22 protein-coding genes are annotated in these 26730 nt (G+C 48.0%); 17 read left to right on the forward strand and 5 right to left on the reverse strand.

Annotated features, from left to right (window positions below; translation table 11 throughout):
- Nucleotides 1-83 precede the first annotated feature (83 nt).
- The 5 genes from hppD to ACO6VE_RS00125 all read left to right on the forward strand — a co-directional run bounded on the left by hppD (nucleotide 84) and on the right by ACO6VE_RS00125 (nucleotide 5190).
- Nucleotides 84-1163: a 4-hydroxyphenylpyruvate dioxygenase gene (gene hppD / locus ACO6VE_RS00105; protein WP_422445053.1), complete on the forward strand. Its 1080-nt coding sequence runs from the start codon at nucleotides 84-86 to the stop codon at nucleotides 1161-1163.
- A 141-nt stretch (nucleotides 1164-1304) separates the two neighbouring features.
- Nucleotides 1305-2105 carry a phenylalanine 4-monooxygenase gene (phhA, locus tag ACO6VE_RS00110; protein ID WP_422445051.1) on the forward strand — a complete coding sequence of 267 codons (801 nt, stop codon included), beginning with the start codon at nucleotides 1305-1307 and terminating at the stop codon, nucleotides 2103-2105.
- A gap of 518 nt (nucleotides 2106-2623) precedes the next feature.
- Complete coding sequence (locus tag ACO6VE_RS00115; protein ID WP_422459050.1) at nucleotides 2624-3481, forward strand: alpha/beta fold hydrolase; 858 nt, start codon at nucleotides 2624-2626, stop codon at nucleotides 3479-3481.
- A gap of 41 nt (nucleotides 3482-3522) precedes the next feature.
- Nucleotides 3523-4440: a DUF4892 domain-containing protein gene (locus ACO6VE_RS00120; RefSeq protein ID WP_422445047.1), complete on the forward strand. Its 918-nt coding sequence runs from the start codon at nucleotides 3523-3525 to the stop codon at nucleotides 4438-4440.
- A gap of 207 nt (nucleotides 4441-4647) precedes the next feature.
- Nucleotides 4648-5190, forward strand: a complete 543-nt coding sequence (locus ACO6VE_RS00125) for a hypothetical protein (RefSeq protein WP_422459052.1) — start codon at nucleotides 4648-4650, stop codon at nucleotides 5188-5190.
- A gap of 312 nt (nucleotides 5191-5502) precedes the next feature.
- On the opposite strand, the gene ACO6VE_RS00130 is transcribed toward ACO6VE_RS00125, so the two are convergent.
- On the reverse strand, nucleotides 5503-5742 hold the full coding sequence (locus ACO6VE_RS00130; protein ID WP_163372612.1) for a YecH family metal-binding protein: 240 nt from the start codon (nucleotides 5740-5742) through the stop codon (nucleotides 5503-5505).
- A gap of 198 nt (nucleotides 5743-5940) precedes the next feature.
- On the opposite strand from ACO6VE_RS00130, the gene ACO6VE_RS00135 reads away from it, so the two are divergent.
- Complete coding sequence (locus ACO6VE_RS00135) at nucleotides 5941-6996, forward strand: ADP-ribosylglycohydrolase family protein (RefSeq protein WP_422445043.1); 1056 nt, start codon at nucleotides 5941-5943, stop codon at nucleotides 6994-6996.
- 121 nt (nucleotides 6997-7117) lie between these two features.
- Here ACO6VE_RS00135 and ACO6VE_RS00140 read toward each other — a convergent pair whose 3' ends face one another.
- Nucleotides 7118-7783: a potassium channel family protein gene (locus tag ACO6VE_RS00140; RefSeq protein ID WP_422445041.1), complete on the reverse strand. Its 666-nt coding sequence runs from the start codon at nucleotides 7781-7783 to the stop codon at nucleotides 7118-7120.
- Between the two features lie 216 nt (nucleotides 7784-7999).
- Here ACO6VE_RS00140 and ACO6VE_RS00145 point away from each other — a divergent pair, with 216 nt between their 5' ends.
- From ACO6VE_RS00145 to ACO6VE_RS00175, 7 genes are all read left to right on the forward strand, one after another.
- Complete coding sequence (locus ACO6VE_RS00145) at nucleotides 8000-10423, forward strand: DNA translocase FtsK (RefSeq protein ID WP_422459054.1); 2424 nt, start codon at nucleotides 8000-8002, stop codon at nucleotides 10421-10423.
- A gap of 23 nt (nucleotides 10424-10446) precedes the next feature.
- Nucleotides 10447-11166: an outer membrane lipoprotein chaperone LolA gene (lolA, locus tag ACO6VE_RS00150; RefSeq protein ID WP_422459056.1), complete on the forward strand. Its 720-nt coding sequence runs from the start codon at nucleotides 10447-10449 to the stop codon at nucleotides 11164-11166.
- On the forward strand, nucleotides 11163-12488 hold the full coding sequence (locus tag ACO6VE_RS00155; RefSeq protein ID WP_422459058.1) for a replication-associated recombination protein A: 1326 nt from the start codon (nucleotides 11163-11165) through the stop codon (nucleotides 12486-12488). The genes lolA and ACO6VE_RS00155 overlap by 4 nt, the downstream gene beginning before the upstream one ends.
- Before the next feature lie 161 nt (nucleotides 12489-12649).
- A complete protein-coding gene (crcB, locus tag ACO6VE_RS00160) occupies nucleotides 12650-13051 on the forward strand; it encodes a fluoride efflux transporter CrcB (RefSeq protein WP_422459060.1) in 402 nt (133 codons plus the stop codon).
- A 148-nt stretch (nucleotides 13052-13199) separates the two neighbouring features.
- Entirely contained in the window at nucleotides 13200-14486 is a 1287-nt protein-coding gene (gene serS, locus ACO6VE_RS00165) for a serine--tRNA ligase (RefSeq protein WP_422445031.1), read from the forward strand.
- A 112-nt stretch (nucleotides 14487-14598) separates the two neighbouring features.
- Nucleotides 14599-17046, forward strand: a complete 2448-nt coding sequence (locus ACO6VE_RS00170; protein ID WP_422459062.1) for a hypothetical protein — start codon at nucleotides 14599-14601, stop codon at nucleotides 17044-17046.
- A 248-nt stretch (nucleotides 17047-17294) separates the two neighbouring features.
- Complete coding sequence (locus tag ACO6VE_RS00175; RefSeq protein ID WP_422459064.1) at nucleotides 17295-19403, forward strand: hypothetical protein; 2109 nt, start codon at nucleotides 17295-17297, stop codon at nucleotides 19401-19403.
- Between the two features lie 37 nt (nucleotides 19404-19440).
- Here ACO6VE_RS00175 and ACO6VE_RS00180 read toward each other — a convergent pair whose 3' ends face one another.
- Nucleotides 19441-20820 carry an MATE family efflux transporter gene (locus ACO6VE_RS00180; RefSeq protein ID WP_422459066.1) on the reverse strand — a complete coding sequence of 460 codons (1380 nt, stop codon included), beginning with the start codon at nucleotides 20818-20820 and terminating at the stop codon, nucleotides 19441-19443.
- A 397-nt stretch (nucleotides 20821-21217) separates the two neighbouring features.
- On the opposite strand from ACO6VE_RS00180, the gene cysG reads away from it, so the two are divergent.
- On the forward strand, nucleotides 21218-22591 hold the full coding sequence (cysG, locus tag ACO6VE_RS00185; RefSeq protein WP_422459068.1) for a siroheme synthase CysG: 1374 nt from the start codon (nucleotides 21218-21220) through the stop codon (nucleotides 22589-22591).
- Here the strand turns inward: cysG and ACO6VE_RS00190 are convergent.
- Both ACO6VE_RS00190 and ACO6VE_RS00195 read right to left on the reverse strand, forming a co-directional pair.
- Complete coding sequence (locus tag ACO6VE_RS00190; RefSeq protein WP_422445023.1) at nucleotides 22577-23968, reverse strand: hypothetical protein; 1392 nt, start codon at nucleotides 23966-23968, stop codon at nucleotides 22577-22579. The genes cysG and ACO6VE_RS00190 overlap by 15 nt on opposite strands.
- Nucleotides 23969-24012: 44 nt before the next feature.
- Nucleotides 24013-24828 (reverse strand): hypothetical protein, encoded by an 816-nt coding sequence (locus ACO6VE_RS00195; RefSeq protein WP_422459070.1) that lies wholly within the window; start codon nucleotides 24826-24828, stop codon nucleotides 24013-24015.
- A gap of 172 nt (nucleotides 24829-25000) precedes the next feature.
- On the opposite strand from ACO6VE_RS00195, the gene nfuA reads away from it, so the two are divergent.
- From nfuA to ACO6VE_RS00210, 3 genes are all read left to right on the forward strand, one after another.
- Nucleotides 25001-25582 carry a Fe-S biogenesis protein NfuA gene (gene nfuA / locus ACO6VE_RS00200; RefSeq protein WP_422459072.1) on the forward strand — a complete coding sequence of 194 codons (582 nt, stop codon included), beginning with the start codon at nucleotides 25001-25003 and terminating at the stop codon, nucleotides 25580-25582.
- A 90-nt stretch (nucleotides 25583-25672) separates the two neighbouring features.
- The gene (gene greB, locus ACO6VE_RS00205; RefSeq protein WP_101747351.1) at nucleotides 25673-26161 is read left to right on the forward strand and encodes a transcription elongation factor GreB; all 489 of its coding nucleotides are present in this window, start codon (nucleotides 25673-25675) and stop codon (nucleotides 26159-26161) included.
- Nucleotides 26162-26318: 157 nt separating this feature from the next.
- Nucleotides 26319-26714 (forward strand): hypothetical protein, encoded by a 396-nt coding sequence (locus tag ACO6VE_RS00210; protein WP_422445017.1) that lies wholly within the window; start codon nucleotides 26319-26321, stop codon nucleotides 26712-26714.
- Nucleotides 26715-26730: the final 16 nt, after the last annotated feature.

The raw sequence follows: 26730 nt of genomic DNA on the forward strand, positions 1-26730 counted from the left end.
AGGCTGCATATCGCAAGGCTTTTGCATCAGGGCGATCGTATACTTTTTCTATACTGTGGCTGGACTGTAAAAGAGGACGAAGCATGACAACGAACAAAATGTCAAAGATTACCAGCACAAACCCGATGGGAACCGACGGGTTTGAATTTGTCGAATACGCAGCGCCGGATGCGCTGGCACTGGAAAGCCTCTTCAAACAGTTTGGATTTGTTGCGGTAGCGCGCCACCGATCCAAAGAGGTGACACTCTATCGCCAGGGGGGAATTAACTTTATCGTTAACAGCGAGCCTGACTCATTTGCCCAGAAGTTTGCCCGGGAGCATGGCCCTTGTGCCTGTGCATTTGCCATTCGGGTAGAAGATGCGGCGTTTGCCTATGAGAGGGCGCTCAAACTGGGCTGTCAACCCGGGCCAACCCAGAGTGGTTCCATGGAGCTGAATATCCCATCCATTGTGGGCATCGGTGGCTGCCTGATTTATCTGGTTGACCGATATGGCGACAAAGGGTCGATTTATGATGTGGACTTCGTTCCTGTTGAGGGCGTTGATCAGGAACCTGAAGGTGTCGGCCTGACCTTTATCGATCATCTTACCCACAATGTCCAGCGGGGCAATATGGATAAGTGGGCATCTTACTACGAGGATATTTTTAACTTCCGTGAGATTCGATATTTTGATATTGAAGGCAAGTTGACCGGGTTGAAATCCAGGGCAATGACCAGTCCCTGTGGGAAGATCAGAATTCCCATCAATGAATCTTCTGATGACAAGAGCCAGATTGAAGAGTATCTGCACCAATATAATGGCGAGGGTATCCAGCATATCGCGCTGTACTCCAAAGATATCTATCAATCGGTACCGGCGATGCGGGGCAACGGTGCCGCCTTTCTGACCCCGCCACCGGACACCTATTACGAGATGCTCTCTGAAAGGCTGCCCTGGCACCAGGAAGATGTTGATAAGTTGAAAGCCAGTGCCATCCTTATGGACGGTGCACCTACTGAGGAGGGTGGATTGCTGTTACAGATTTTCACTGAAACCGCCATTGGCCCGATTTTCTTTGAGATCATCCAGCGCAAAGGGGATGAAGGGTTTGGTGAGGGTAACTTTACCGCGCTGTTTGAAAGCATGGAAAGGGATCAGATGAGAAGAGGGGTGTTGTAGCTTTTTCTCTGATCTGACTGATCACCAATCCGTCGGGTTTTCTTATGGAACAGGTTCTATTACAGGGCTTTTCAGGGGAATGAACCATCAATCCGGTGGGGTAGTGATTCACTACCTTGCTGCAAGGCCGGGGAGAGTTTTATGAAGTCATCCAAATATCAGGCCAGAAAGCCTGACGAGTCAGGCTTTATTGAATATACAGATGAGGAGCATGAAACCTGGAGTATTCTGTATCACCGACAGATTGAGTTATTGCAAGGTCGGGCATGTGATGAATACATGGACGGCATCGAAGAACTGGCCATGCCGTCAGAGCGCATTCCACAACTGGATGAAATAAACCGTGTGCTTAACGGTAAAACCGGCTGGGGGGTTGCCAGGGTGCCGGCGCTGATCTCCTTTGATCGTTTTTTTAAGCTTTTAGCCGACAAACAATTCCCGGTTGCCACCTTTATCCGCGTCAGAGATGAGCTGGATTATCTGCAGGAACCGGATATTTTTCATGAAATATTTGGTCACTGCCCTCTGCTGACCAATCAGGATTTTGCTGACTTTACGGAAACCTATGGCAGGCTCGGTCTGGCTGCCAGCAAAGAAGAGCGGGTTTACCTTGCCAGGCTTTATTGGATGACGGTTGAGTTTGGCTTATTGAATACCTCCCGGGGGTTGCGTATTTATGGCGGTGGAATTCTCTCCAGCTTCGGTGAAACGGCCTATGCCCTGGAGAGTGATATTCCCGTCAGAACCGCCTTTGACCCACTGACAGCACTGAGAACGCCCTACCGGATCGATATTTTGCAGCCATTGTATTATGTACTGGACGATATTGCGGTCCTTCATCGCCTTGGTGACATGGATATTATGGCGCTGGTCCATCAGGCGATGGCGATGCCTTTGCTTCCCCCAATGTTTGAGCCCAAGTCTGAAGAGGGTGCTGCGTGAGTCAGCATCCTGTAACTTATTGGTTTTATATTATCCAATCATAACTGTTATGCTCATTAAGGTCATAAAGAACTGAAAGTAACGGGATGCTTGGAGACATCAGACGTCAAGGCGAAGGACTGAGAGCCTGTTCGTGCAATAATCACGGTTGTGCTTTAAGCGACAATGTTCTTATTTTTTGATCTGGATCAATAAAGTGTGTGCGGGAAATACGTATTCTGTAGTCACTCCTGTAGCGGGTTGCCGAAGTCAGCAGGTCGCAGCAAAAACAAAAAAGGCGGGACCGGATTCCCTGCCGCTAAAGGAAAAAGAATATATACCACTCCAATAACAATTAAAATCGCTCTGTGCTGTCTGACAGTAGTTCCGCCCCGTTTTTACGGGGTTTCTGTTTTTGTTGCTTCCCTGTGTTAACATTCACGATTTCTCTGATAGATTGGCTGTGATTGCAATGGTCAGCCATTCGGCCTTACTTCTTTCCTAAATAAGTCAATACTTTGAATTGCAAGGAGTCTACGATGTATCCAAGGGAGCTGAACATTCAAACACCGCATTTAACATTTGCTGCGTTGGAGTGGGGGGACCCTGAGGGTGTTCCGGTGATCGCACTTCATGGGTGGCTGGATAATGCGGCCAGTTTCACTCCCATGGCCCCAAAGTTAGAGGGCATCAGGCTGATAGCTGTGGACCAGGCGGGCCATGGTCTTTCTCAACATCGTCCCGCGTGGTTCAGTTATGATGTTTGGCACTACGTTGAAGATCTGGTTTATATCGCTGAGTCATTGCAACTTGAACGGTTTGGTTTGCTTGGGCATTCCATGGGCGGTGTGGTCAGTGCGATGGCAGCGGGCTCCGTGCTGAAAGATCAGGTTGCCGGGTTGGTAGCTATTGACGGGCTTTTCCCCTGGCCAAGAAACCCTGAAGATGCTCCTCAAGCACTGGCGAACTATATCAATCAACGCAGAACACCGGTTGATCAGCTGCCAGTGACCCGCTATCGATCGAAGGAGCTGGCCGTTCGGGCCAGGGCCATGGGCCAGTTCAAAGTTTCCAGGCAATCGTCAGAACTGCTGGTGGATCGATCTATTATTCAGGATGGAGATGACTGGATCTGGACGGCAGATCCCCGTTTAAAGCTGGGATCTCCCACCCGTTTTTCCCTTGAGCAGACCCTGGCATTTCCCCGGCAGATAACCTGTAATGCTCATATGGTCTATGTTGACATTGGTCCGATCAGTGACGCTATTAACCAGTATCATCATAAGCTGCCAAATATTCATTTTCACCCGATGAGTGGCAACCATCATCTTCACATGGTCGATCAGGTGGAAGCGATTGCCAATATAGTTAACTCTGTTTTAGGCAGTAAATTATGATAGTCTGAAACGTCGTTGGGGGAAGACTTGGATGGTGTTTCATGAATAAAGTGATTGTGGATATCCCGGGTCTACTGAAGACTCTTAAATCTGGCTCTTTAACCATTGCCTGCAAAATAATCAGTACCCTGCTTTGCCTGGTAATTGGCGCTTCAACCTATGCGTCGGGACTTCCAGCGTATCCTAATGCCCGCATAGAGCTTGCCATCGATGAGAACCGACAGAACCACCCGATCATTACCAATCGGATGAAGCGGGTCAACGGCGTTGTTACCTCGGATGGCGCTCAGTGGCTTGACGGGCACCTGATCAGGGACCTCTACTTTCTGCCGCCCGGGCACAGCAGCAATCAGGGCTATGAATTTTATGTCAGCCTGTTGCAAGGGGAGGGTGTTGAGACGCTGTTTGAATGCCGCAGTTTTTCCTGTGGTGCCAGTAATTTCTGGGCTAACGATGTCTTCGATATTTCCACGCTCTATGGTCAGGATAAGGAACAAGCGTTTTATATTGGGAAAAAGCTGAATGCTTTCTATACGGTCTACGCGGTGCGTCGGGGCAATGGACGCATTTATACATTGGTGGATATCTTTAAGCCCCATGACTATGAGATGGAACGTACAATCGAACAGGATGCTGGCAACAATGTCTTCAGGCTGGAACCCGGTAAATCCGGGATTGAAAAAAGTTCTGATCTGGCCTCATTTGTTACAAATATGAACATTGACTCATCAATGAATGCTCTGCTTATCATTCACAGCACGGTACCCGAGACCCTGGCAGAGCTGGATACCTGGCAGAACAAAATGGAAGTACTGCAAGAGAATATTGTTCAGCATTTAAATGAGCAGGGGATCAGCGAGTCACGACTACGCTTCAATATTTCCATTGGCACTGAAGATAATTCGCTGGACCCGGGAACAACGCCATCTTTCGGGCTTGAAATTGTGCCTTTAAATTAAAGGTCGAGTGCCATTTTCTTCAAATTGGGCTTATGTTCACGGACTTATCCGCACCTGATGATCTTTATCCGGAACTATGAGTGATTTTACAGGTCGATTTTACAGGTCGAATGTGTTCAAGCAGTGAAATAGCTGCTGATAATCAGCGATTTTAAAAGAACTCGATTTTAAAATAACTATCGTTAACTACTTTCAGATTGATCCAAAATGCAAAGCTTGCCTGCTACACCGTCAGGAGCGAATGGTTACATTAATAATCCTGGCTGTACTTTAGAAAATGATAATTGCCGTTCATCATGTCTCGGCCTGACCTGGGCCGGTGCAACTTCTACCGGTGCGGTGATTGGTTCGTGCTTACCCTTAGAAGGCACCATGGTGGCTAAAGTGTGTTTCGGTGCTCTTGCTGGTTCGGGTGTCGGTATTTTCGCAATCCTTGGAATAGGTGCCTATTTCGATGCTAAATATGGTGGCTGCTGCGGTATAATGTCTCGGGAGGCTGCTCCTGTTCACACTGATCTTTCAATTAGCAGAACAGCCCCGCAACCAGGGAGAGAGTCCATCGTGGCGGTTCAGCCCTTGCCTATGCACAACGATTCAAAGCAGACGGGATCAGACCAGGCATTGACGGTTATCAGCCTGGAGTCTAATCATTTGTTGCCAGAGCCACCTCCATCTTACGTGACGGTTATAAGCTCGCAGTTAGAGCTTCAGCCGCCACCTCCATCTTACAGAGAGATTTTTCCCAGCTAAACCATGAAGCATTAACTCGATAAAAAGTGGAGTTTACCCTGAAGCAATCAGGAGTTTATGCGATGGATGATGTAATATTGATTCAGGTCAATATGTCAGAAAAAACAATACGTATTATGGCTTACGCCTGAAGGGGAAAGAGATGGGGGGATTTCTCCAGAAAAGGCCTTTACGTCGCGGGGGAGGTGACACAAAGGCCACAAAGATGAGACAGGCAACAACAATAAAATTTTGAAACCGGTTCTTGTGACCGGTTTTTTGTTTTCTGCTCAGAAAAACTCAGATTAAAAAAAGCCCGTAAACGGGCTTTTTTTAATGACAATGGCAGTTGCAACCAATGTATTGAATGCCTTCACTGGTTTCAATCAACTTACCTTTCCCAACAAACTGATCAACCAGTTCTGCTGCTGTCAGTTCCTGTGCGGAGCAGGTGTGGTATCGGGCTTCTTCACCAAACTCTGCTGACATTGCTGTGAGGAGCGCCTCTTTACTCAGCGCAGCTTCCTGCTCTCTGATCATATTCAGTACATTGTGACCGTGTACGGATTCCATGGGCTTATTCTCATATAAATAGTGTGGACTTCAGGCAACAATACGCCGACTAATGCAATTAAATAGTCGTATATATTCGTATTAGTTTGGTATCACCATTCTGAATGCCCCTGTGTGAAATGGCAGCGAATACACTGCGGTGGTCGCTAAATTCAGCTATGTTCATGGGGTGTATACGGTTTGCAATGTGGGCTTGCTATGACTTCGACATCGACCATCAGATCATACCCTTCAAACATTGATAAACTGAGCCGGATAAAGGGTGGGGTGGCTGGCCTGCTCATTGGTGATGCCCTGGGCGTCGGCACCCACTGGTATTATGACCTGGATCAACTGGCTCAGGATTATGGCCCCTGGATTGATACTTATCAGGACCCGGCAGTTAATGGCTGCCATGGTTTTGCCAATATCAGTCATTTCCGTTATCAGCAGGGTGTCAGGGCAGGCGACGTTTCCCAGACGGGCCAGGTGATCGTATTGCTGCTTGAGTCTCTGGCCCATTGTGATGGCTTTGTACTGACAGATTTCCTTGCCCGGCTTGATGATTTCTTTGCGCCATTGTCCGGTGAGTCCTTTTCCGGGCGCTATACTGATGAATTGATGGTGGACCTGATCAGGGCACGCCGCACGGGGTTACATTGGGGGGATTCCGGGATTGCTTCGGGTTGTGACACAACCGAGGGAGCACAGTTTGTATCCCTGCTGGCCCTGGCGATTGATGACCCGGTTGAGCTGGTAGACGCTGCTGGTCAACTGCTGCAGACATTCTATCGGGAGCCTTTTATACGGCAGAATACACTGGTATTTGCCCTGGTTGTTCAGGCCATGGTCAACAGCGTTCCGCTGACCAAATTACCGGCCTGTTTAGCGGCTATGGCAAAATGCTCAGATGTGATGTCGGCAATACAGCGTTACGACCATCTACTGACTCCCGGGAATGGACAGGTGGCCTGGCAACCAGAGACCGTTCGTATAGAACCGGCCCTGCATATCAGTCAGGTTTATGGCATGGATTGCCAGCTTGTTCACCTGCTTCCCTGTGCTTACTACCTGATGCACCGCTACCCTGACCAGTTTGAGCAGGGTGTTTTGTCTGCCATTAATGGAGGCGGCAACAATATGGCCAGGGCTGCCTTAACGGGTGTGCTTCTGGGAGCGATGAATGGGCTGGAGGCGGTACCGGAGCGTTTGCTGAATGGGCTCCATAACAGTGACCGCTACTTACAGCTGGCAGACATGATGAGAGCACAGTGATGTTTCGGCAGCTATGTAGAGAATGTTTGCCGGTGAGTTTCCAGCAGAGTCTCATTGAATTTTCCCTCGTATAAGCCCTGTCGATGGCAGTTTATCCGCTGCCACCGAAACCAGGTTTGTCTTATTTCCCAACAAACCGGGCAATCATTACTGTCGGACTCAATACACCCACAATCGCTTCGAGAGATACCAGGCCCTGTGCCAGAGGGCTGAGGGGCAGAATGTCACCATAACCCAGCGTAGTCAGGGTGACAAAACTGAAGTAGAGATAATCCGGCCAGCTGGAAATACCCTGATTGGCAAGATCAAATGCCCCGGGGGTAATCAGGTTCACCAGTAAATAAAGATAACTGAACGTGATGCCCGTCAGTAAATAGAAGTTAATCGCCGCTAATAGTTTCTCGGCCTGTGGCTTAATGCTGAACAGGTGCCCGATAAGCATCAGCATCATGCCCAGGTGGAACAGCATGCTGGCTATTAAGGTGAAGAAGGGGAGCCAGTTTGGCGGGTTTGGGAACTCAACCACCGCCCTGAGTATCACGATAGTGGTGCCGGTGATCTCTAACCAGAGACGGATTTTTGGACTGTTTTCCGTCAGCGATCCGAGGGTCAGAACCAGGCTGGCAATCATCAGGCAGGAAAACAGGGTGACCCCAATGGATTGGTACTCCATGACAATAGGGGAGAACAGGATGCTGCAGGTCAGGGTGATCAACAATAGACCCATTGAAACAGCCGGGTTGCGGCTCATTCGCTGTGAGAAGTCAAGAAAGGATGGTCGAAACATGGGGGATTGGCCTTGAAGGGCGCTGCCTGAAAAGAAACAGCGCTCTAAAATACCCTGCAAGCAGATCCGGGGCTACAAAAACTGTTCATTTTTACCTCATTGGTCGATGTTTGTTCTTTGTATAAGAATGGATGCAGGATTGTCCGCAGTTAAGGGCTCGTGTTATCTTCTCGGGTTAAACTACTGTGTTTATAATCAGTTATCTCAGGGAGCCGAATGGCAGGGTCCGTAAGCAAAAAGAGTCATCAGCCGGATAAGAGTCATCAACCGGATAGTGATCAATCACAAGAGCCTGTTTCCATACGACGGTGCAAGCGTACAATCCGGGGCGCAGCAGCGGCGGAAACGCTCTCATCACGAGTGCGTGAAGGCATTATGTTTGGCTGGCTGGTACTGGCCGCTTTTCTGGCATTGGCACTGGCCAGTTATGATAAGGTCGATCCCGGCTGGTCTCATGTTGGCCCGGTCAGGGATATTGCTAACAGTGCCGGCAGATTCGGGGCATGGTCAGCGGATTTGCTGCTAACCCTGTTTGGGTTTCTGGCTTGGATGGTGCCGGTTATCCTGGTGATCAAGGCGATCCGGGTTTTTCGCTACCGGCATGAAGCGGATGAATGGAATTCCTGGTTACTGCTGATTCGCAGTATGGGTTTTATTCTGTCCATTGCTTCAGGGGCTGCCCTGGCTTCACTCCATTATCATGGGTTGAGTGAACTGTTTCCCTCGTCCAGCGGCGGGATTATTGGTGAGCTGCTTATTCATCTGTTCCTGCCAGCCTTTAATGTCACCGGCAGTACACTGCTGCTGATGGCGCTGTTTCTCCTCGGCGTGACACTTTATACCGATCTTTCCTGGTTTCGTTTGATGGACAGTGTCGGCTATTGGAGCCTGCGCTTCGCCGTTTACTGCAAAGAAAAGTTGATTGCGCTGTATTTTGACTTGCAGGATAAGCTGGCCGCCAGAAAGCAGCGTGAGCCTGAGCCTGAGCAAAGCGAGCTGTCACCGGTGCAGGAGCCTGCATTAAAGCTGCAGGAAGACTCTATGCCACCGGCTCCACCGGTGGTTGAGAAGAGAGCCGAAAAGCCAAAGCCGGTAATAGTCCCTCCTCCAGCGAGGGAGAAAACGCCACCTCTGGTGGAACATACCCCGCAGGGAAGTTTACCAACCGTTTCGTTGCTCGATGAAGCCCGCCCCTCCGGCAAGGCCATGAGTCCAGAGTCTCTGGATGCCATGTCCCGGTTGCTGGAACTGAAGTTGAAAGACTTCAGTGTCGATGTCCAAGTGGTTGCTGTCCATCCAGGGCCGGTTATCACCCGTTTTGAGATTCAACCGGCACCCGGTACCAAGGCCAGTAAAATTACCAACCTGGCCAGCGACCTGGCCCGTTCTCTGGCAGTGGTCAGTGTCCGGGTGGTGGAAGTGATTCCCGGAAAGTCAGTAATGGGGATTGAGATTCCCAATGATGACCGAGAAACCGTTTTCTATAGCGAAATTATTTCATCCAGGGCTTTTGATGACGCCCAGTCTCCGGTCAGCCTTGCCCTGGGACATGATATTTCCGGTCAGCCGGTGATTGTTGACCTGGCTAAAATGCCGCACCTTCTGGTGGCCGGTACCACGGGTTCCGGTAAGTCCGTCGGTATCAATGCCATGATCCTGTCCATGCTGTTCAAGTCCAGCCCGGAAGATGTGCGGTTGATCATGATTGACCCGAAAATGCTGGAGTTGTCCATCTATGATGGCATTCCGCATCTTCTGGCACCGGTAGTGACGGACATGAAAGAGGCAGCCAATGCCCTGCGCTGGTGTGTTGCCGAGATGGAGCGTCGTTACAAGCTGATGGCACATCTGGGGGTTCGTAACATTGCCGGTTATAACCGCAAGGTGAAAGATGCCCTGGAAAGAGGGGAGCCGCACCGGGATCCCTTCTATCAGCCGGTATCAGCGGAAGATGTGGCACCAGAGTTAGGCACGCTGCCCTTTATCGTGGTCGTGGTTGATGAATTTGCCGACATGATGATGATTGTTGGTAAAAAGGTTGAAGAGCTGATTGCCCGTATTGCCCAAAAGGCTCGGGCAGCGGGTATTCATCTGATTCTGGCCACGCAGCGCCCATCCGTGGATGTGATTACCGGTCTGATTAAGGCCAACGTTCCTACTCGCATCAGTTTCCAGGTGTCCAGCAAGATTGACTCCCGAACCATTATCGACCAGGGTGGCGCTGAGCAGTTACTGGGCCACGGTGACATGCTCTATCTACCCCCGGGAACCAGTGTTCCTGTCCGAATTCACGGGGCTTTTGTTGCTGACGATGAAGTGCATCGGGTGGTGGCTGACTGGCAGCTGCGGGGAACGCCGGATTTTGTGGAAGAGATTCTCAATGGTGTCAGTGAGAGTTCGGAAGGCAGTGCATTTTCGGGCGGGCTGGATAACAATGAGCAGGATCCTCTTTACGATGAAGCCGTGGCTTTTGTTACCGAGTCACGCAGGGCGTCCATTTCTTCGGTTCAAAGGCAGCTGAAGGTAGGTTATAACCGGGCGGCCCGAATGATTGAAGCCATGGAGGCGGCAGGTGTTGTCAGCCCGGCATTGACTAACGGCAATCGTGAAGTGATTGCTTCACCACCGCCCAAGCATTAATTATCCAGATTAAGTTCCTGTTTATGATCAAGAAAACGCCGTTATTGACTGTTTTACCACTGGTTTTTGCCATCAGCATGCCAGTCTGGTCTGCTGAGCAGGCGTCAACTCATTCATCCATGCTGGCCAGGGCACAGAGCAGTACGCCGGCCAGTATAAAACATGATCAGAAAGCCGCTGATGCGCTGGCTCAAAAGCTGCAGGCCATGAATACGGTCAGTGCCAATTTTTCTCAAAGTACCATTGATAAAAGCGGACGCTCCAAAGTTGAGAAGGGGAGTATGCAACTTAAGCGGCCAAATCAGTTCCGCTGGCATATCACTTCACCGTTTAACCAGGAGATTATTGCTAAAGATGGCAAGCTCTGGATGCTTGATCCTGACTTTAAGCAGGTGGTGATTAAAAAGATGGACAATCAGTCAGGACCGACCGCCGTGCAGCTACTGAGTGGCGATGCCAGTGAGTTTCTGATGGAGTACGCGGTGACTCGTATGAACTATGGTCCGGAGGTGGTTTATACCCTGAAACCCGGTAAAGCGTCCGATCTTTTTGAAAGGCTGGAGATCCATTTTTCCAGGGAGGAGATTTCAGCCATCACGATTGTGGACTCTCTCGGTGGTAAGCGACGAATTGACTTTACCCGGGTGAACCTCAATCAACCGGTGGACAATACACTGTTTGAACCTGACCTGCAGACATTAGAGAAGGCCGGTTTTGATATTATTGATGAGAGCAGGGTATGACCTCACTCTTTGATGCCCCTGCTTCCGGTCGCTATGAACCCCTGGCGGCAAGGATGCGCCCCGGAGTCCTCGATGAATACCTGGGCCAGGAACATATTCTTGCCAGAGGCAAGCCCCTGCGGGAAGCGCTGGAGCAGGGTATGCTCCACTCCATGATTTTCTGGGGGCCGCCCGGCGTTGGCAAGACAACGCTGGCAAGACTGATTGCGACAAAAACCGATGCCCATTTTGAAACCCTCTCTGCCGTGCTTTCCGGGGTTAAAGACATAAGGGAAGCGGTAGCAAGGGCAAAGGATGAACAGCGTTTTTACCAGCGGAAAACAGTGCTGTTTGTGGATGAGGTTCACCGGTTTAACAAGTCGCAACAGGATGCATTCCTGCCTCATATAGAAGACGGTACCGTTATTTTTATCGGGGCCACCACCGAAAACCCATCGTTTGAACTTAACAATGCATTGCTCTCAAGGGCCAGGGTCTACGTACTTAAGCCGCTGGGGGAAGAGGCCATTGGCCAACTTGTGGACCAGGCTTTGACCAATGAAGAACGAGGCCTGGGCGGCAAGGGGATTCAGCTGGAGCAAAGCGCCAGGGATATTCTGATTCGCTATTCTGACGGCGATGGTCGCAAGGCGCTCAACACTCTGGAGGTTGCATCGGATCTGGCTGAGAACGGCATTATCACGTCTGAGGCGGTTCAGGCCATTCTTGCCGATACCGGGCGACGTTTCGATAAAGGCGGTGACGCGTTTTACGATACCATTTCAGCCTTTCATAAGTCCGTTCGCGGCTCTAATCCCGATGCCGCACTCTACTGGGCCGCTCGAATTGTTGATGGGGGAGGGGATCCTCTCTACGTGATTCGTCGGCTGGTGGCTATTGCCAGTGAAGATATTGGCAATGCTGACCCGAGAGCACTGGAGATTGTTATTAATGCCTGGCAGGCATTTGAGCGGCTGGGGGCACCGGAAGGACTGTTGGCCATGGCCCATGCAACGGTCTATTGCGCCTGTGCACCAAAAAGTAATGCCGTTTATAAAGCCTGGAAAGCGGCATGGGACGATGTAAAAAGTCATCCATCCTATGAGGTGCCTCATCACCTGCGGAATGCACCGACTCAATTAATGGGCAGCCTTGGCTATGGTGCTGGTTATCGCTATGCCCATGATGAGCCCAATGCCTATGCGACAGGGGAACGCTATTTTCCCGAAGAGATGGATGTGCCGGACTATTATCAGCCGAATGATCGCGGGTTGGAAATTAAGATCAAGGAAAAGCTGGCCTGGCTGAAACGGCTTGATGAAGAGAGTACAGTAAAGCGATAGTTTTTATATTATCCAATCATATATTCATAATTTCAAATGGCCCACACAACCTGAATTACTTAACTTGTTGATTTTAGGTTGCCTGGCCTTTTGATATGGTTAGAACCGTTTCATGGCGATGAATTCAAAATTCTCTATCCCTCATCTGAAAGGAAGCCCTGATGCAATACCCGTATTTGCTGAATTACCTCGCTGTAGCCGCCGGTGGAGCCCTCGGGGCACTGGCACGTTCACTGGTTTATGAGTGGTATGCAAAATCCGGAAATGATCAGTTGTTTCCACTACCGACCTTAACGGTAAATATTATTGGTTCGTTTCTTATCGGGATTGGCTGGTACTGCCTGGTAGAGAAAAGCCTGCTTCCTGCGATCTGGAAAGATTTTGCCACCGTAGGCTTTCTGGGGGCATTAACCACCTTTTCTACGTTCTCACTGGATATTTTCCGGCTTTTTCAAGCCGATCGGTTGGTTGAGGCAATCGTTTATATGCTGGCCAGTGTGACTCTGTGTCTGGTTGGTACCTGGTTGGGTTATCAGGGCATACGGGTGATCCTGAACGGTTAACGGTCCTCACTTCCTGTTTATTATCTTTATCGAATGTCGCAGAGTCATGGTGTATCATCAGCAGGTTATCCGTGACGAGAATGGTAAACGTTTGAAGCGTCTGCCCGGATAAGAAAACCATCGTCCAATCAGTTAATTTGGTAGGAATATGCTAGACCCCAAAATCGTTCGCAGCAATCCTGAAGCTGTGGCGGAACAGCTGTTGAAGAAGCACTACAAACTGGATATTGAGCGTCTGGTTTCTCTGGAGGAGCGTCGCAAGTCGCTTCAGGTTAAAACTGAGCAGCTGCAGAGCGAACGTAAGTCGGGTTCCAGGGAATTTGGCAAGATCAAGGCCCAGGGCGGTGATGTTTCCGCGCTTAAAGAGCGCATGGATCAGGTGAATGCCGAACTCAAGGAAAATGAGCAGGCCCTGACCGAACTGCAGGAAGCATTGAATAACCTGCTGCTGGAAGTGCCTAACCTGCCAGACAGCTCTGTACCAGAAGGTAAAGACGAAAACGACAACGTACTGGTTCGTACCTGGGGTGAGCCACGACAGTTTGAGTTTGATGTCAAAGATCACGTTGATCTGGGTGAAGTTCTTGGCCTGGATTTCGAAGCGGCTGCTCATATTTCCGGCTCCCGGTTTGCCATGCTGCGTGGCAAAATTGCCCGCCTGCACCGGGCTCTGTCTCAGTTTATGCTGGATGTTCAGACCACTGAGCACGGCTATGAAGAAGTTATTACCCCGCTGCTGGTTCATGATAAAGCCCTGTATGGCACTGGCCAGCTGCCCAAATTCGGGGAAGATCTGTTCAAAACCGCCTGTGATGATGATTCCGGTGCTGACCAGAAGCAGTTTTTCCTGATTCCTACGGCAGAAGTTACCCTGACCAACCTGGTGCGTGAACAGATTGTTGAAGCTGATCAACTGCCCATTCGTCTGACGGCTCACACGTCCTGTTTCCGAAGCGAAGCGGGCAGTTATGGTCGTGATACCCGTGGCCTGATCCGTCAACACCAGTTTGAAAAGGTTGAGATGGTGCAGATCGTCCATCCTGACAAGTCCTATGAAGCGCTGGAAGAGATGACAGGGCATGCAGAAGCCATTCTCCAGAAGCTGGGGCTGCCTTATCGCGTTGTGGCACTGTGCGGTGGCGATATGGGCTTTGGGGCTGCCAAGACCTACGACCTTGAAGTCTGGCTGCCCGCCCAGAATCAGTACCGTGAAATCTCTTCCGTCAGTAACTGTGTTGATTTCCAGGCACGTCGAATGATAGCGCGTTTCCGCAACGAATCAGGCAAGCCTGAGCTGGTTCATACGCTGAATGGTTCAGGTCTTGCCGTGGGTCGTACTCTGGTGGCGGTACTGGAGAATTACCAGGATAAGGATGGGCGTATCCATATTCCTGAAGCACTTCAGAGCTATATGGGAGGAATTAGTATTCTCTAGGAGATCAGCAGGGTGGAACGTTTGATTTCACCCTCTTAATTTACATCTAAAGTATTATCATCGATCAACTTTGTTCAAAAATTACGGTAGTCATGAACAAAAGGAGAGCGTGGTGAATAATCTTTCCGCGAGGGACCCTGTAGAGACAACTATTGATTTGGGCAGCGATGATGAATCTGATGTTTATAATGCCCATGCGGCGGCTGTTTCGAGATATCAGTCATACCTTGTAAGGCCAATTGCCAGTACATCAGGCAATTATTTATCGGGTAACCCGCAGCCTGTTGCTAATACTGATTCCTCTGGTCATGAATATGACCTTCCTTCAGGTTTTCAGAGTCACCAGAATCAGGCGGGGAGTTCTTATCAATTTATCATTAATGGCCAGACTAAAACATTTAAGTCGCTACGGTTACTGCTCCAGATTCAGCCTTTTATGGATAACTTCAGGGCGAGTACCGGAAGATATCTTTCTGATGTCCATATCCCCCCTGAGGATAGCGCACTCAAAACATTGATTCTTGAGAATGCTCGTGTTCAGCAAGTATTCTTGTTGGTGAATGACATAGAAACATTAAATGTATTCACACCAGCGGATCAAACACATATGACGGAACAGGCAGCAGCCAGTGGATACAGGTCAGATGACTATCGTTTACCGGCAACACACAGTGGCTTGCAGCGAATGGTTGCCCGTGAAAACAGGCGGTTAAATTCAATCAGTGGTCAGATAACACCAGTACAGTATTGCCAGCCTGCTCTATCTTCGGAAAGCTCAAATCCTGCTGCTGACGTTAACAGCACTACCCGGTATTTCGGCCATATTAATGGAGAAGATAAACAATTTGATTCGATTGCTGCGTTATTATCGGAGCGGAAACTGTTACGAAACTTTCGTGATAGTGCTGAGTTATACAATGTAGGTTCAGATATTCCTATTAACAATACTGAACTGAAACACTTTATTATCAATAGAGAGGATCGGTTCAATGCGTTTCTGTTAATTAATGATATTACCGCGATACCAACCACTAATACTGGTTATGGTGCTGATCATGCCGCAGCCCCTGATGCGGGGCTGGTTTCTACAATCTTTAACCCATATATGGTAAACAGTAACGATCGCAGAAACTCTATCGTTCTGCATGGTGCAGTCAGACAAATGAGATTTATACGTGATTTTCCTGCTGGCAATAAGAGTGCTTTTAAAATATCAGATGCTGGATTTTATTTATCACTGCTGGAAAAAAGGCTGTTATGTTTTACCTGTGGAGGTTCAATTAAAGAGTGGCAACAGGAGTGGGGAGTGCGCTCCCTTGATGAGGTTCATGCAAGACTTTACCCTGAGTGCTCTTTTTTGCGGGAAAAAAAAGGTGAAGGGTTTATCGAAGCCTGTCAACAACAATTAACACAAGAGCAACAACGTGTGTTAGCCCGACCTTTGGAAAGTCATCCCCATTTGTATCGCTCACCTTTGGATGTGTATCAATGGCAGCAAGAGCAGGTAGAAGTGGATTATTATAAATTTCTATCCGACTGGCGTGAAGGACGAGCACGATTGGACGGAATGACGTTACATGAATTGGTACGGGCGCAAAATCAAGCTGGCCAAAACAGTAGTAACAGACAGAGTCAGGCAGATGCCACTTCTTCTATCAAACGCAATGTTCAAAGATGTCTGCAGGCATTTCACCGTAGCTTTCTTCCTGGGTCAGCTCTTCACAATGCAATGGACAGGTTGCATGAGAAAGTTAATGCTGCTCAGAACCAAAGCTACGTGCTTAAATTAAAATTATTGCAAATCCTGCAGAATCTACTGGCACTTCGAGAAGATCAGTCGGAAGATGTAGGTGCTGAAATTGCTTCGATTATTGACGCTGCTTACGACCGGGATTGTCAGGATCATACAACAGAAATCATTGATCAAATCCAGACTCGAATGGCTTTGATTGATATCAATCGGGAGCTGGAGTTTGAGTCTGATGTTGTCCACATATTCAACCTGCTGAAGAAATTAAAATTATTTTACAACGAGTCAGTACTGTACAGTGTATTGTCTACTACAAGAGGGTTAACTGGTACTCTACTTATTGCGGGCAGTGAATCCACTGAAACAAGAGGTTACATTAAGAATCTGTTTTCCCAAAGTATCTGCCAATTCCCTGAGAATCAAATTCCACAATGTTACGGCACTGTTGGCAGGCCGCCAGCAATTGTGATGGCGGAAATTAAAAGAAAATTCACCAGCGGTATTATGAATCTGGCCGATTTTCAAAATTATATTATGGACATGTTTAACACGGATCCGGCATTACTTAATCTTTTAATAACGAAAAATGCTGAGTTTTCAGTTTGGCATGGCAAGACAGAGAGTAGCGCTGAGTTATTGATGGAACAGTACAGTCCCGATACACCAGGGCTCTCTGAGCAGGAGATTATTGAAGGTGCCGCTAACGTTGCAGATGCTCGTGCAAGGTTCATGCGTGAAGATCTTTACCAATTCATCAGCGAGAAGCTGGACATGTTCTGGGATAAGATTATTCGAGAAACATCCCGATAGTGAGATACTTCAACAGTGCATTGTCAGCACCCGGTAAAGCAGCAAAATCGCTTTAGACACTTCCTCCATCAGAGCGCAGAACAACACCCAGGCTGGCCATGTTCAAGGTGTCATCCTGAAATTTTTCGGACATCATTAAAATGGTTAGTCAATCTAACCATTTTGATAGCCACATTTGAAATCTAAAACACTATTATTAATTAATTTTGTTCAAATATTTAACGGTCATAATGAACTCAAGGAGAATCATGATGGATCATATCACACCCGGGGAGCTTACACAGAGAACTGTTCATGGGAATGAGGCGATTAATAGTAACCGTCCAGATACTGATGGTTCGAGTTATCGTCTATACGGTGTAAGGTCGATTGCCAGCCCGAACAACTATTTATTATCTGATCAGGGGGCTGTTGGTGGTGCTGATCTCCCTGAGCGCTCATTTCCACGGGATGCAGGTTTTCAGAGTCATCAACACCAGCCGGTAAGAACTTATGCATTTACTATTCATGGCCATGCTCATACATTAACTTCGCTAAGGGCATTGCTCCAAATACAGTCTTTTATGGATAACTTCAGGGGTAGCGCCGAAGTGTATCTTCCTGGTATCGATATTCCCCCTGAGGATGCTGAACTCAGGAAATTGATCCATGTGAATGAATGTATTCAGCAAGTATTTTTGTTGGCTAATGAAATAGAGACATTAAATGTAGCCGCATCATCTGATCAAACGCAATTGGTCGAACAAGCATCAGGCAGCGACTATCATTTACTGGCACCATCAGGTAGCCGACAGCGAACTGTTTCCATTGATAACCATCAAATTAATAATATTGAAACGGTGCCCTCTGACGTGGAGCCGGTTGCTACGATTTATAACCAACGTATGGCATGTGCGACAGAGCGAATGTACTCTTTCGCTAAGCACTATGCATCGAGGTGTGTAGAATTCCTGGATGATTTTCCTCATGGTAATAGAAATGCCCTTAGACTATCCGATGCAGGATTTTATTTGTCACTGGATGAAAAAAAAATATTCTGTTTCTCCTGCGGAGGCTCCATTGGAGAGTGGCAACAGGAGTGGGGAGTTAGTACCATCGATGAGGTTCATGCCAGACTTTACCCGAAATGCTCTTTTTTGCAGGAACACAAGGGCAAACATTTTATTCAAGATTGCCAGCAACAGTTACGACCCGAACAGCAACACCGGTTGGCCCAACCTTTGGAAAGTCATCCGCATTTGTATTCTTTACCCGTGAGTGATCATCAATGGCAACAAGAAGAGGCTGCAAGATCCGAGCGGGAAGCTGTGTTTAACTTGTATAATGGACAAACACTAGTGGATGGAATGACTGTACCTGAAATTCTGCGTCAAAACAGGGTTCATACTCAACGTGCCCAACAGAGTTGGGGCAGGCAAAGTCACTATCAGCCTGGTGCCACCTCTGCGATCGAAAGCAATATTCAAAGATGCCAGCAGGAATTACACAGTAGCTTTCCCGTTGATTCTGAACTTCACCACGCAATAGACAGGCTGCATGGAAAAGTGAATGCAGCCAGAGACCGAAACAATCAGCTTAAATTGAGCTTATTACAAATCCTGGAACATCTGATAACACTCCCGGAAGATCTGCGGGCAGATACCGGTGCTGAAATCACTGAGATGATTGACGCTGCTTATGACCATGATTGTCAGGATCATACTTCGGAAATCATCGATCAAATCAAAACGAGAATGGCTTTCATTAATATCAGGCGGGAGCTGGAGGCAGGGCATGATATTGTTCAGATATTCGACTTGTTGAAGAAGTTAAAATTATTTTTTAATGAGTCAGTACTCTACAAAGCCATGTCTACTACAAGCAAGAGTGATGGAACTCTTCTTGTAGAAGCCAGTGAATCCACTGAGATAAGAGGGCGTATCAAGAATCAATTTTCCCGAAGTATTTGTCAATTCCCGGAGAATCATGTTTTTCAGCGTTTTGGAGAAATTGGTAAACTGAAGCCGGAAGTGATGGATGAACTTGAAATAAAATTCATCAGAGGCATCAGGAATAAAGCCGATTTTCAGAATTATATTGTTGACATGTTTAAAACTGAGCCTCAATTACTTGATCTTTTAATAAAGGGAAATGCTGAATTTTCAGTTTGGCATGGTAAGACAGAGAGCAACACCGAGTTATTGTTGGAACAGTACAGCCCGGATACCCAGGGACTCTCTGAACAGGAGATTATTGAAGGTGCTGCTGGCGTTGCAGATTCTCGCAGAAGGTTCATGAATGAGGATCTTGAACAATTCATCAGCGAGAAGGTGGACTCTTTTTGGGCGGAGATTCTTCAACAAACATCCAGACCATGAGCAAGTCGCCCTTGCTGAATTAGCCAGGGCGATTGGTTTAGCATTCAACTGTGAGATTCTTCAACCAGTATTTTGCCAGCACCCGGTAAAGGACCAGAATTGCTTTAGTCACTTCTTCCATCAGAGCGCAGATAAACACCAGATGCAGTGGCCAATGCCAGATGTTCACCGCTGCCCAGGTCAGCGGTACACCGACAAACCACATACCAATAATATTAATGGCTGCCGTGGCTTTCACATCGCCGCCGCTGCGCAGTACACCAACAATCCCGGTCAGGTTGATGACCCGGATGCATAGGGCAAATCCGGCAATAATCAGCACCTCACTGGCCATTTTCAAGGTGTCACCCTGAAATTTGCCAAACATTCCGACGATCTGCTCATTGAAAATCAGGGTAACAACGCCGATCACCAGGGCGGTGGCCGGGGCGACCAGCATAAAATAACGGCTCTGTTTCCAGGCCAGCTCAAATTCTCCAGCGCCGAGCTCCTTCCCGAGTATGATTGAGGTAGCGATAGCGAACCCGATAAACAGGGAAATCAGCACGCCTTCAACGGAAGAGATGGCGCTCATCACCGCCAGCTCAACAACCCCCATCTGGGCAAACATCAGGTTGTAAAGCACCAGACCAAATGACCAGAGGCCGTCCTGAATCAGCATGGGAACACAGATGCCGATGTATTTCATCCAGTGTTTACGACTCTTGCATTGCAACAGGTCAGCTTTTACCGGTTTGAGCCCCGGGCGAACCTCAAGGATGTAATAGATAAGCAAGCCCACCTGAATCAACCGGGAAATGGTTGTCCCCCATGCCGAACCGGCAACCCCAAGGGCTGGAAAGCCAAAATGGCCATAGATCAGCAGATAATTAAACAGCACATTCATAAGAATGGTGATAAAACCGATGCGTGTCGGTGTTTTTGCGTCGTTATTGGTTCTCAGCAGGGCTTCCAGCGGGATGGTGACCGCTATGCAGAGAAAGGAGGGCGCTGTGATGAATAAATAGCTGCTGCCCAGAGCCTTCAGCGTGAGGTCTTCACTGATCAGGCCCATGATCTGTTCTGGAAAGAGCAGGTAGACAATGGCAAATGGGGTGGTGATGGCCAGTGTGGCAATGATCGTCTGAACCAGCGTCCTACGCAAACCATCCATATTTCGGCCACCGATATACTGCGCCGCCAGAATGCTCATGCCACTGCCCAGGGCAGCGATCAGAATCAGGTTAAAGAAGAAAATCCGGTTGCCCATGCCGACCGCAGCAACTTCTGTTTCACCCAGCATGGAGACCATGAAGATATCGATCAATCCAAGCATTGAGAACATCATGGATTGCAGGGAGATAGGCAGTGCCAATTGCCAGAGATTGCGCAGGAAGTCCCTGTTTGGGGCTGGGTTTTCAATAGTTTGACTGGTCATAAAGCGGCTAACAATGATAGGGGCCTGAAGCGCGTTTCAATCCGTGAAAGAGGGGAGTAGTCTCATTCGGATATAAACAGCCATGAACTGTATAGCATTCTCTTTATGGTTATGTCGGAGTGATGCAATAACAGTATAAAAAGCTATATCGTCATATTTACTATCAACTGTACTCTTATAGTCGTATAAGTGAGAAGTCGGATTTTTCCCTATCCTCCGTTCAGCTTCCGGCTTTTTATAACTTTTAATAATAAAAGATAAGAAAATATTGTTATCTTTATTCTGTCGTAGGCTGGTAAACTCGGCCCATACATGGTTCGGCCAGCGAACCGCAGGCTTACATCATTTGTGCCTGCAACCTTATGTCAAACAGAGCTATATCAATAACGAGAAAAACATGGACTATCTGCCATTATTTCTACAGGTACGTAACCAGCGTTGTCTGGTGGTGGGTGGTGGCGATATCGCCCTGCGTAAAATCAGGCTTCTCAACGCCTCTGGTGCCAATATTCGAGTGGTGGCCAGAGAGATATCGGCAGAAATTCGTGAGTTTCTTGCCAGCGGTGAGCACCAATTGCTGGAAAAAACCTTTGAAAACCATGACCTGAACGATGTCTGTCTGGTCATTGCGGCAACGGATGATGAGGGTATTAACCGCCAGGTAGCCAGGATGGCACAGCAGCGACAGCTGTTTGTTAATGTGGTGGATGACGCACAAGCCGGTAATGCGGTAATGCCGGCGATTGTTGATCGCTCTCCGGTGGTGGTTGCCTTTTCCACCGGTGGTAAAGCACCGGTTCTGGCCCGTCTGCTGCGGCAGAAACTGGAGACGCTGTTGCCCCGGGGATATGGCCGTCTGGCGGCACTGGCAGGTGAGTGTCGCGATATGGTCAAGGCCCGGTTCAGTGAGATCAATGACCGCCGGTATTTCTGGGAGAATGTGTTGGCAGGTCCTGCTGCGGAAAAGGCGCTGACAGGTGATCTGCAGGGAGCCCGGAGTTTGATTGAACAGACCCTGGCCAACACATCGGAGCAGAAAACCGGCGAAGTGTATCTGGTGGGCGGAGGCCCGGGTGATCCAGATCTGCTGACATTTAAAGCACTGCGGTTAATGCAGCAGGCGGATGTTGTGCTGCATGATCGGCTGGTGTCTGAAGATGTTCTGGCACTTTGTCGTCGGGATGCAGATTATATCTACGTTGGTAAAAAGCGGGATCGACACACACGACCCCAGGAAGAGATCAATGCCCTGCTGGTCGCATTGGCCAAAGAGGGCAAGCGGGTTTTGCGGTTGAAGGGTGGCGACCCCTTTATCTTTGGTCGTGGTGGTGAAGAGATTGAAACGCTGGCCAGTGAGGGTATTCCTTTCCAGGTGGTGCCTGGTATTACTGCCGCTTCCGGCTGTGCCAGTTATGCCGGTATTCCCCTGACCCACCGGGATCACGCCCAGTCTGTCCGCTTTGTCACCGGGCATCTGAAAGATGGCAGCTACGCCTTGAACTGGCAGGAAATGCTGGACCCCGGTCAAACGCTGGTGTTCTACATGGGGTTGCTGGGGCTTCCCCGCATCAGCCGGGAGTTAATGGATCATGGAAGGAATCCGCAGACGCCCATAGCCTTGATTCAACAGGGTACTACTAGGAATCAACGGGTCTTTACCGGAACTCTGGCCACCATTAATAAAATTATTGAGTCCGAAAAGGTAAAGGCTCCGACAATAATCATTATTGGCAGTGTGGTTAGCCTTAGAGACAAATTAAGATGGTGTTAGCCTGTTTTTTGAAAGCTTGTATTGAACATGAAATACAGGTGATGAAAAATCCCTGCAAAGTTCATATGGTCGAGCTGATGGCCTGATTAGATAATTGATTCCATCTATGGTTGTGAAGAATTTATAGTTGCTTTGGCAGATCTCCTCCTGGTTCTCTGGTTTACAATTGCTATCCCGGAACTCCCTATTGGTTGCAAAACGATTTCTGGCAGCATAACGATAAATTGGCAGATACAACTTGTCAGAATCAGGATTTACTTCAATGAAATCATGCTTGATATATTCAGGCTGTAACTTAGCTGACATTGGCCGTGGTGTCATCTTATAACCACTGATTTCATCACGGTTAAAAGGCACGTGTAGCTTTGTTAGCAAGCTGTAATCATAAGGGGTAACTTTTCTGATTATTTCTGGCGACTTAATCAATGTATAACCATATCGGGTTTCTGCTGCGGGCATGATATAAAGGCAGTTTTCTATATGGCATTTGTCATGTCTTATATCTTTCATTATTGTTTTCTTAAACATTGGATATTGGTGGTCCAGAAAACAGGAAAATGGACTGTCATTTTCCAGAGACAGGATATTTATATCTGGTTTAATGAATATGGCCAGTATGGTGACTGGGTTTCCTTTATTATAACCTTTATGGAGGTAACCCCTGGCGGCAGCGATGCTTGGAGTACTGTATAAGCCAATACCATAGGCCTGACCCTGTTGATTGATCGTTTTAGGGTCAAAAATTTTCTCTTTCAGGATAGAATTTCTGCTGCGGCCCATTTCGTCATTGACACAAGTGAATTTGCCTGCCCGGAAAAAAATATTCGTACCTGCTGTTTTTGGGCAATATTCACTATGTACAAAACTTTTTATTGCCATTTCGGTGGTTATATTAAATTCCGTAAATAATGAGATTGTCCGTAAGTCCTCATTAATATTTCTGAATAACGTATTCTCAAACTTGCGTAGTAGATAATTCGACCTCACTTTAAAGCGTTCAAAAATAAAATTGGATATATCTTCCTGGCTGAGAAGATATATTTTATGGCCTCTCAGGGTTTGGCATTCAATATTTATAATATCGAGCAGGATATTTGCTGCCTGTTCACTTGCCTCAGGTTTAAGAAAAGACCGTATTTGCGACAGTATTATACTGCGTTGCGACAGGTTGCTGCAAAATGGAGTTTCTCTGGTGTCCAGATTCATTGCAGGTTCATTGGAACCTGAACCAGGAATAACATGGCGGTTGCCAAAACATGAACTTTGATCAACGGTTTTGGTGTTGCTGGTTCTGAAGGAAGTGGGCGCTGGGTCAGGATCTAAGGAAAAGGGGTTCATTGGCTTACACTCATCTAAATGGTTTTTGGTATATTCCATCCGCTCAAGGAATATACCATGCCAATTAAATATCCGAAGTAGATCTAGTCAGACAATGCTGTTAATGGATCTGGATAAACAAACTGATAGTTCAGCGCTTTCTTCAATTTATCGCAATTCACCAGGCGATAGGGCATGGGTTTGTCAATAAAAACGGGCGGCTCAATGCCCATGATTTCGCAGGACCGGGTATAGAGTTGACGACGGGTAGGGTGCTCATCCGCTGAGGCGTTAAAGACTTCCCCAAACAGATTTTTAGCAATAATCTGCCCGATGATTTGCAAACAGTCTTCCCGGTGTATCATATTCACCGGATCATCAGCGCCGCCCAGCTCTCTGCCGGAAAAGTAGCGCCCTGGCTGATATTCACCGCCAATAAGGCCTGAGAAGCGAAGCACCGTGGTTTTCAGGTCGTCATGGTCCGTGAACAGCTGCTCAATATCCAGCCAGGCAGTATCAGAGAAGGGGGACTCAATGCGAACGGCATCGTCTTCCGTTACTTCAACGTTATTTTGCGGGTAAACGGAGGTGGCACTGATCAGAATAATTTTTTTAACCCGGGACTGCTCAATACGGCTAAGCAGTGCCTTCATCTGGCGAAGGTAAAAGTGGGGTTGGCCATCGCCTTTTCCGGGTGGAATATTGATAAAGAGAATATCGGTATCCAGAAACGAGTCAATATCACCCTCAGGCTCTGGTGAAAGACCGATAATATAAGGCTTCATGCCAACCGCAGAAATAGCTCCCAGCTTTTCCTCCCGGGTGGTTGATCCCTTGACTGGATAGCCATCTTTTACCAGTCGTTCGCCCAATGGCATGCCCAGCCAGCCACAACCCAGAATGCTGATGGTTTCTTTCATTATCGGTCTCTTGCTTGTCGAGGAAAAGGACGATGAATTGCAAATGCGAACTATTCTCCCCGATTGTTCCCATAAATGAAACCGTTTTGAATAACCGAGTTGCCAGGTAGGGATTCTCTGAAGCGCCCCAATGACATAGAATAGCCCTGAAGTTAATAGAGGAAGTGTTGCGTTGAACATTACATTCACTGAAGCCGCACAGAAGTATCTTGCCCAATTATTAGAAAAACAGGGGGTTGAGGGGATTGGTGTACGCCTGTTTGTCAGCAACCCCGGCACTCCCCATGCGGAAACCTGCCTGGCCTATTGCAAGCCAGGGGAAGAGAAAGAGGGTGATCTGACGCTGGAGCTTGAGTATTTCAACTGCCATGTTGAAAGCACCAGTGAGCCATTTCTTGAAGAAGCGGTGGTTGATTTTGCTGAAGACAAGCTGGGTGGTCAGCTGACCATCAAGGCACCCAACGCCAAGATGCCCAACGTTAATGAAGACAGCCCTCTTGATATGAAGATCAACTACTTCCTGCAAATGGAAGTGAATCCCGGGCTGGCTTCCCACGGTGGCGTGGTATCCCTGGTGGAACTGGATGATGGCATTGCTGTTCTGCAGTTTGGCGGTGGTTGCCAGGGCTGCGCTGCGGTCGATATGACCCTCAAGGATGGTGTTGAAAAAACACTGATGGAGCGTATTCCGGAGCTGAAAGGCGTTCGTGATGTGACGGATCACAGTAATACTGAGAATGCTTTTTACAAATAAGGCAGATCAATAGAGGGAGGTGGCATCCACTTCCTTTCTCCGTTTTTTCAATGTTGTTTCAATTTTACCGTTGGTGTTCGGTGCCACCTTATGAAGTCTCCCCTTATTACCCGTGCCGGAAAGGAAAATCTTGAGCAGGAGCTTCAATATCTGTGGCGAATTAAGCGCCCTGAAGTCACGCAGGCTGTTTCTGAGGCTGCTGCGCTTGGGGATCGCAGTGAGAATGCGGAATATAAAGAGGGCAAGCGACAGCTTCGGGAAATTGACCGACGCATACGCTACCTGACCAAGCGGCTTGAAATCCTGAAGGTTGTCGATTATTCGCCAGAGCAGGAAGGCAAGGCTTTTTTCGGTGCCTGGGTTGAGCTGGAGAGCGAAGAAGGTGAAATACTCCATTGCCGTATAGTGGGTGCCGATGAGATAGATGTGAAAAACAACCACATTACCATCGACTCCCCCATGGCCAGGGCAATGGTTGGGCGTCAGGTAGACGATGAAGTTGTGGTCAATGCACCAGGTGGACGTAAGATCTGGTTGATCAATAAAATACAATATCAGCCTTTTTCTGATGTTGAATAGGGAAAGCTATGGTTTTTCACGTTTTATTAATGGTATTTTTACCCACTATTGAAAAAAGGGTAAAGATACCGGTATAACTCTCTGAAATAATGGTGTATCTTCTCCCGCCTTTTTGAAATCCCAAGCTCATTTACTCAGCCGGTAGTCCGACGGAACTGTGAAGCGTTATAAACAGGCCATTTTATCCAATTTTTTTGTCACCGAAGACGGCAGTGCTGTGCGCCATCTGGTTGAGGCAAATCTGGATATTGAGTCAAGAAGTGACCGTACGCTTTGTACCGAAGTCCTGAACAGTGACTGTCGCTACGAGGTGCTGGTTAATGGCCATCTATCCACGGTCTGCATGATCTGCTCAGCGATTCTTGATCGAAGAATCAGTAATATGCCGGTGGAACGTAAAGTCAGTTATGGCAAAAAGCAGACGATGGAGATCTTTACACCACCGGATACCCAGTTATCGCTTCCGGGTGTGGTTGAGCCTGTTCAGGTTGAAGAGGATAACAAGATCAACTCAATAGACGAACAGCCCGAGCAAATCGAGCTGTTTATGTGAGAAAAATCAGGTCTGA

The organism is Endozoicomonas sp. ALB115, assembly GCF_049310245.1.
In the GTDB taxonomy this organism is placed as follows: Bacteria; Pseudomonadota; Gammaproteobacteria; order Pseudomonadales; family Endozoicomonadaceae; genus Endozoicomonas.

Coding starts and splice junctions, on each gene's coding strand:
- ACO6VE_RS00115 (WP_422459050.1), top strand. CDS start 2,624: ATGTATCCAAGGGAGCTGAACATTCAAACACCGCATTTAACATTTGCT.
- ACO6VE_RS00175 (WP_422459064.1), top strand. CDS start 17,295: ATGATGGATCATATCACACCCGGGGAGCTTACACAGAGAACTGTTCAT.
- crcB (WP_422459060.1), top strand. CDS start 12,650: ATGCAATACCCGTATTTGCTGAATTACCTCGCTGTAGCCGCCGGTGGA.
- serS (WP_422445031.1), top strand. CDS start 13,200: ATGCTAGACCCCAAAATCGTTCGCAGCAATCCTGAAGCTGTGGCGGAA.
- ACO6VE_RS00135 (WP_422445043.1), top strand. CDS start 5,941: ATGACTTCGACATCGACCATCAGATCATACCCTTCAAACATTGATAAA.
- phhA (WP_422445051.1), top strand. CDS start 1,305: ATGAAGTCATCCAAATATCAGGCCAGAAAGCCTGACGAGTCAGGCTTT.
- ACO6VE_RS00190 (WP_422445023.1), bottom strand. CDS start 23,968: ATGGAATATACCAAAAACCATTTAGATGAGTGTAAGCCAATGAACCCC.
- greB (WP_101747351.1), top strand. CDS start 25,673: ATGAAGTCTCCCCTTATTACCCGTGCCGGAAAGGAAAATCTTGAGCAG.
- ACO6VE_RS00130 (WP_163372612.1), bottom strand. CDS start 5,742: ATGGAATCCGTACACGGTCACAATGTACTGAATATGATCAGAGAGCAG.
- ACO6VE_RS00125 (WP_422459052.1), top strand. CDS start 4,648: ATGCAAAGCTTGCCTGCTACACCGTCAGGAGCGAATGGTTACATTAAT.
- ACO6VE_RS00195 (WP_422459070.1), bottom strand. CDS start 24,828: ATGAAAGAAACCATCAGCATTCTGGGTTGTGGCTGGCTGGGCATGCCA.
- ACO6VE_RS00155 (WP_422459058.1), top strand. CDS start 11,163: ATGACCTCACTCTTTGATGCCCCTGCTTCCGGTCGCTATGAACCCCTG.
- lolA (WP_422459056.1), top strand. CDS start 10,447: ATGATCAAGAAAACGCCGTTATTGACTGTTTTACCACTGGTTTTTGCC.
- ACO6VE_RS00180 (WP_422459066.1), bottom strand. CDS start 20,820: ATGACCAGTCAAACTATTGAAAACCCAGCCCCAAACAGGGACTTCCTG.
- ACO6VE_RS00140 (WP_422445041.1), bottom strand. CDS start 7,783: ATGTTTCGACCATCCTTTCTTGACTTCTCACAGCGAATGAGCCGCAAC.
- ACO6VE_RS00120 (WP_422445047.1), top strand. CDS start 3,523: ATGAATAAAGTGATTGTGGATATCCCGGGTCTACTGAAGACTCTTAAA.
- cysG (WP_422459068.1), top strand. CDS start 21,218: ATGGACTATCTGCCATTATTTCTACAGGTACGTAACCAGCGTTGTCTG.
- ACO6VE_RS00145 (WP_422459054.1), top strand. CDS start 8,000: ATGGCAGGGTCCGTAAGCAAAAAGAGTCATCAGCCGGATAAGAGTCAT.
- hppD (WP_422445053.1), top strand. CDS start 84: ATGACAACGAACAAAATGTCAAAGATTACCAGCACAAACCCGATGGGA.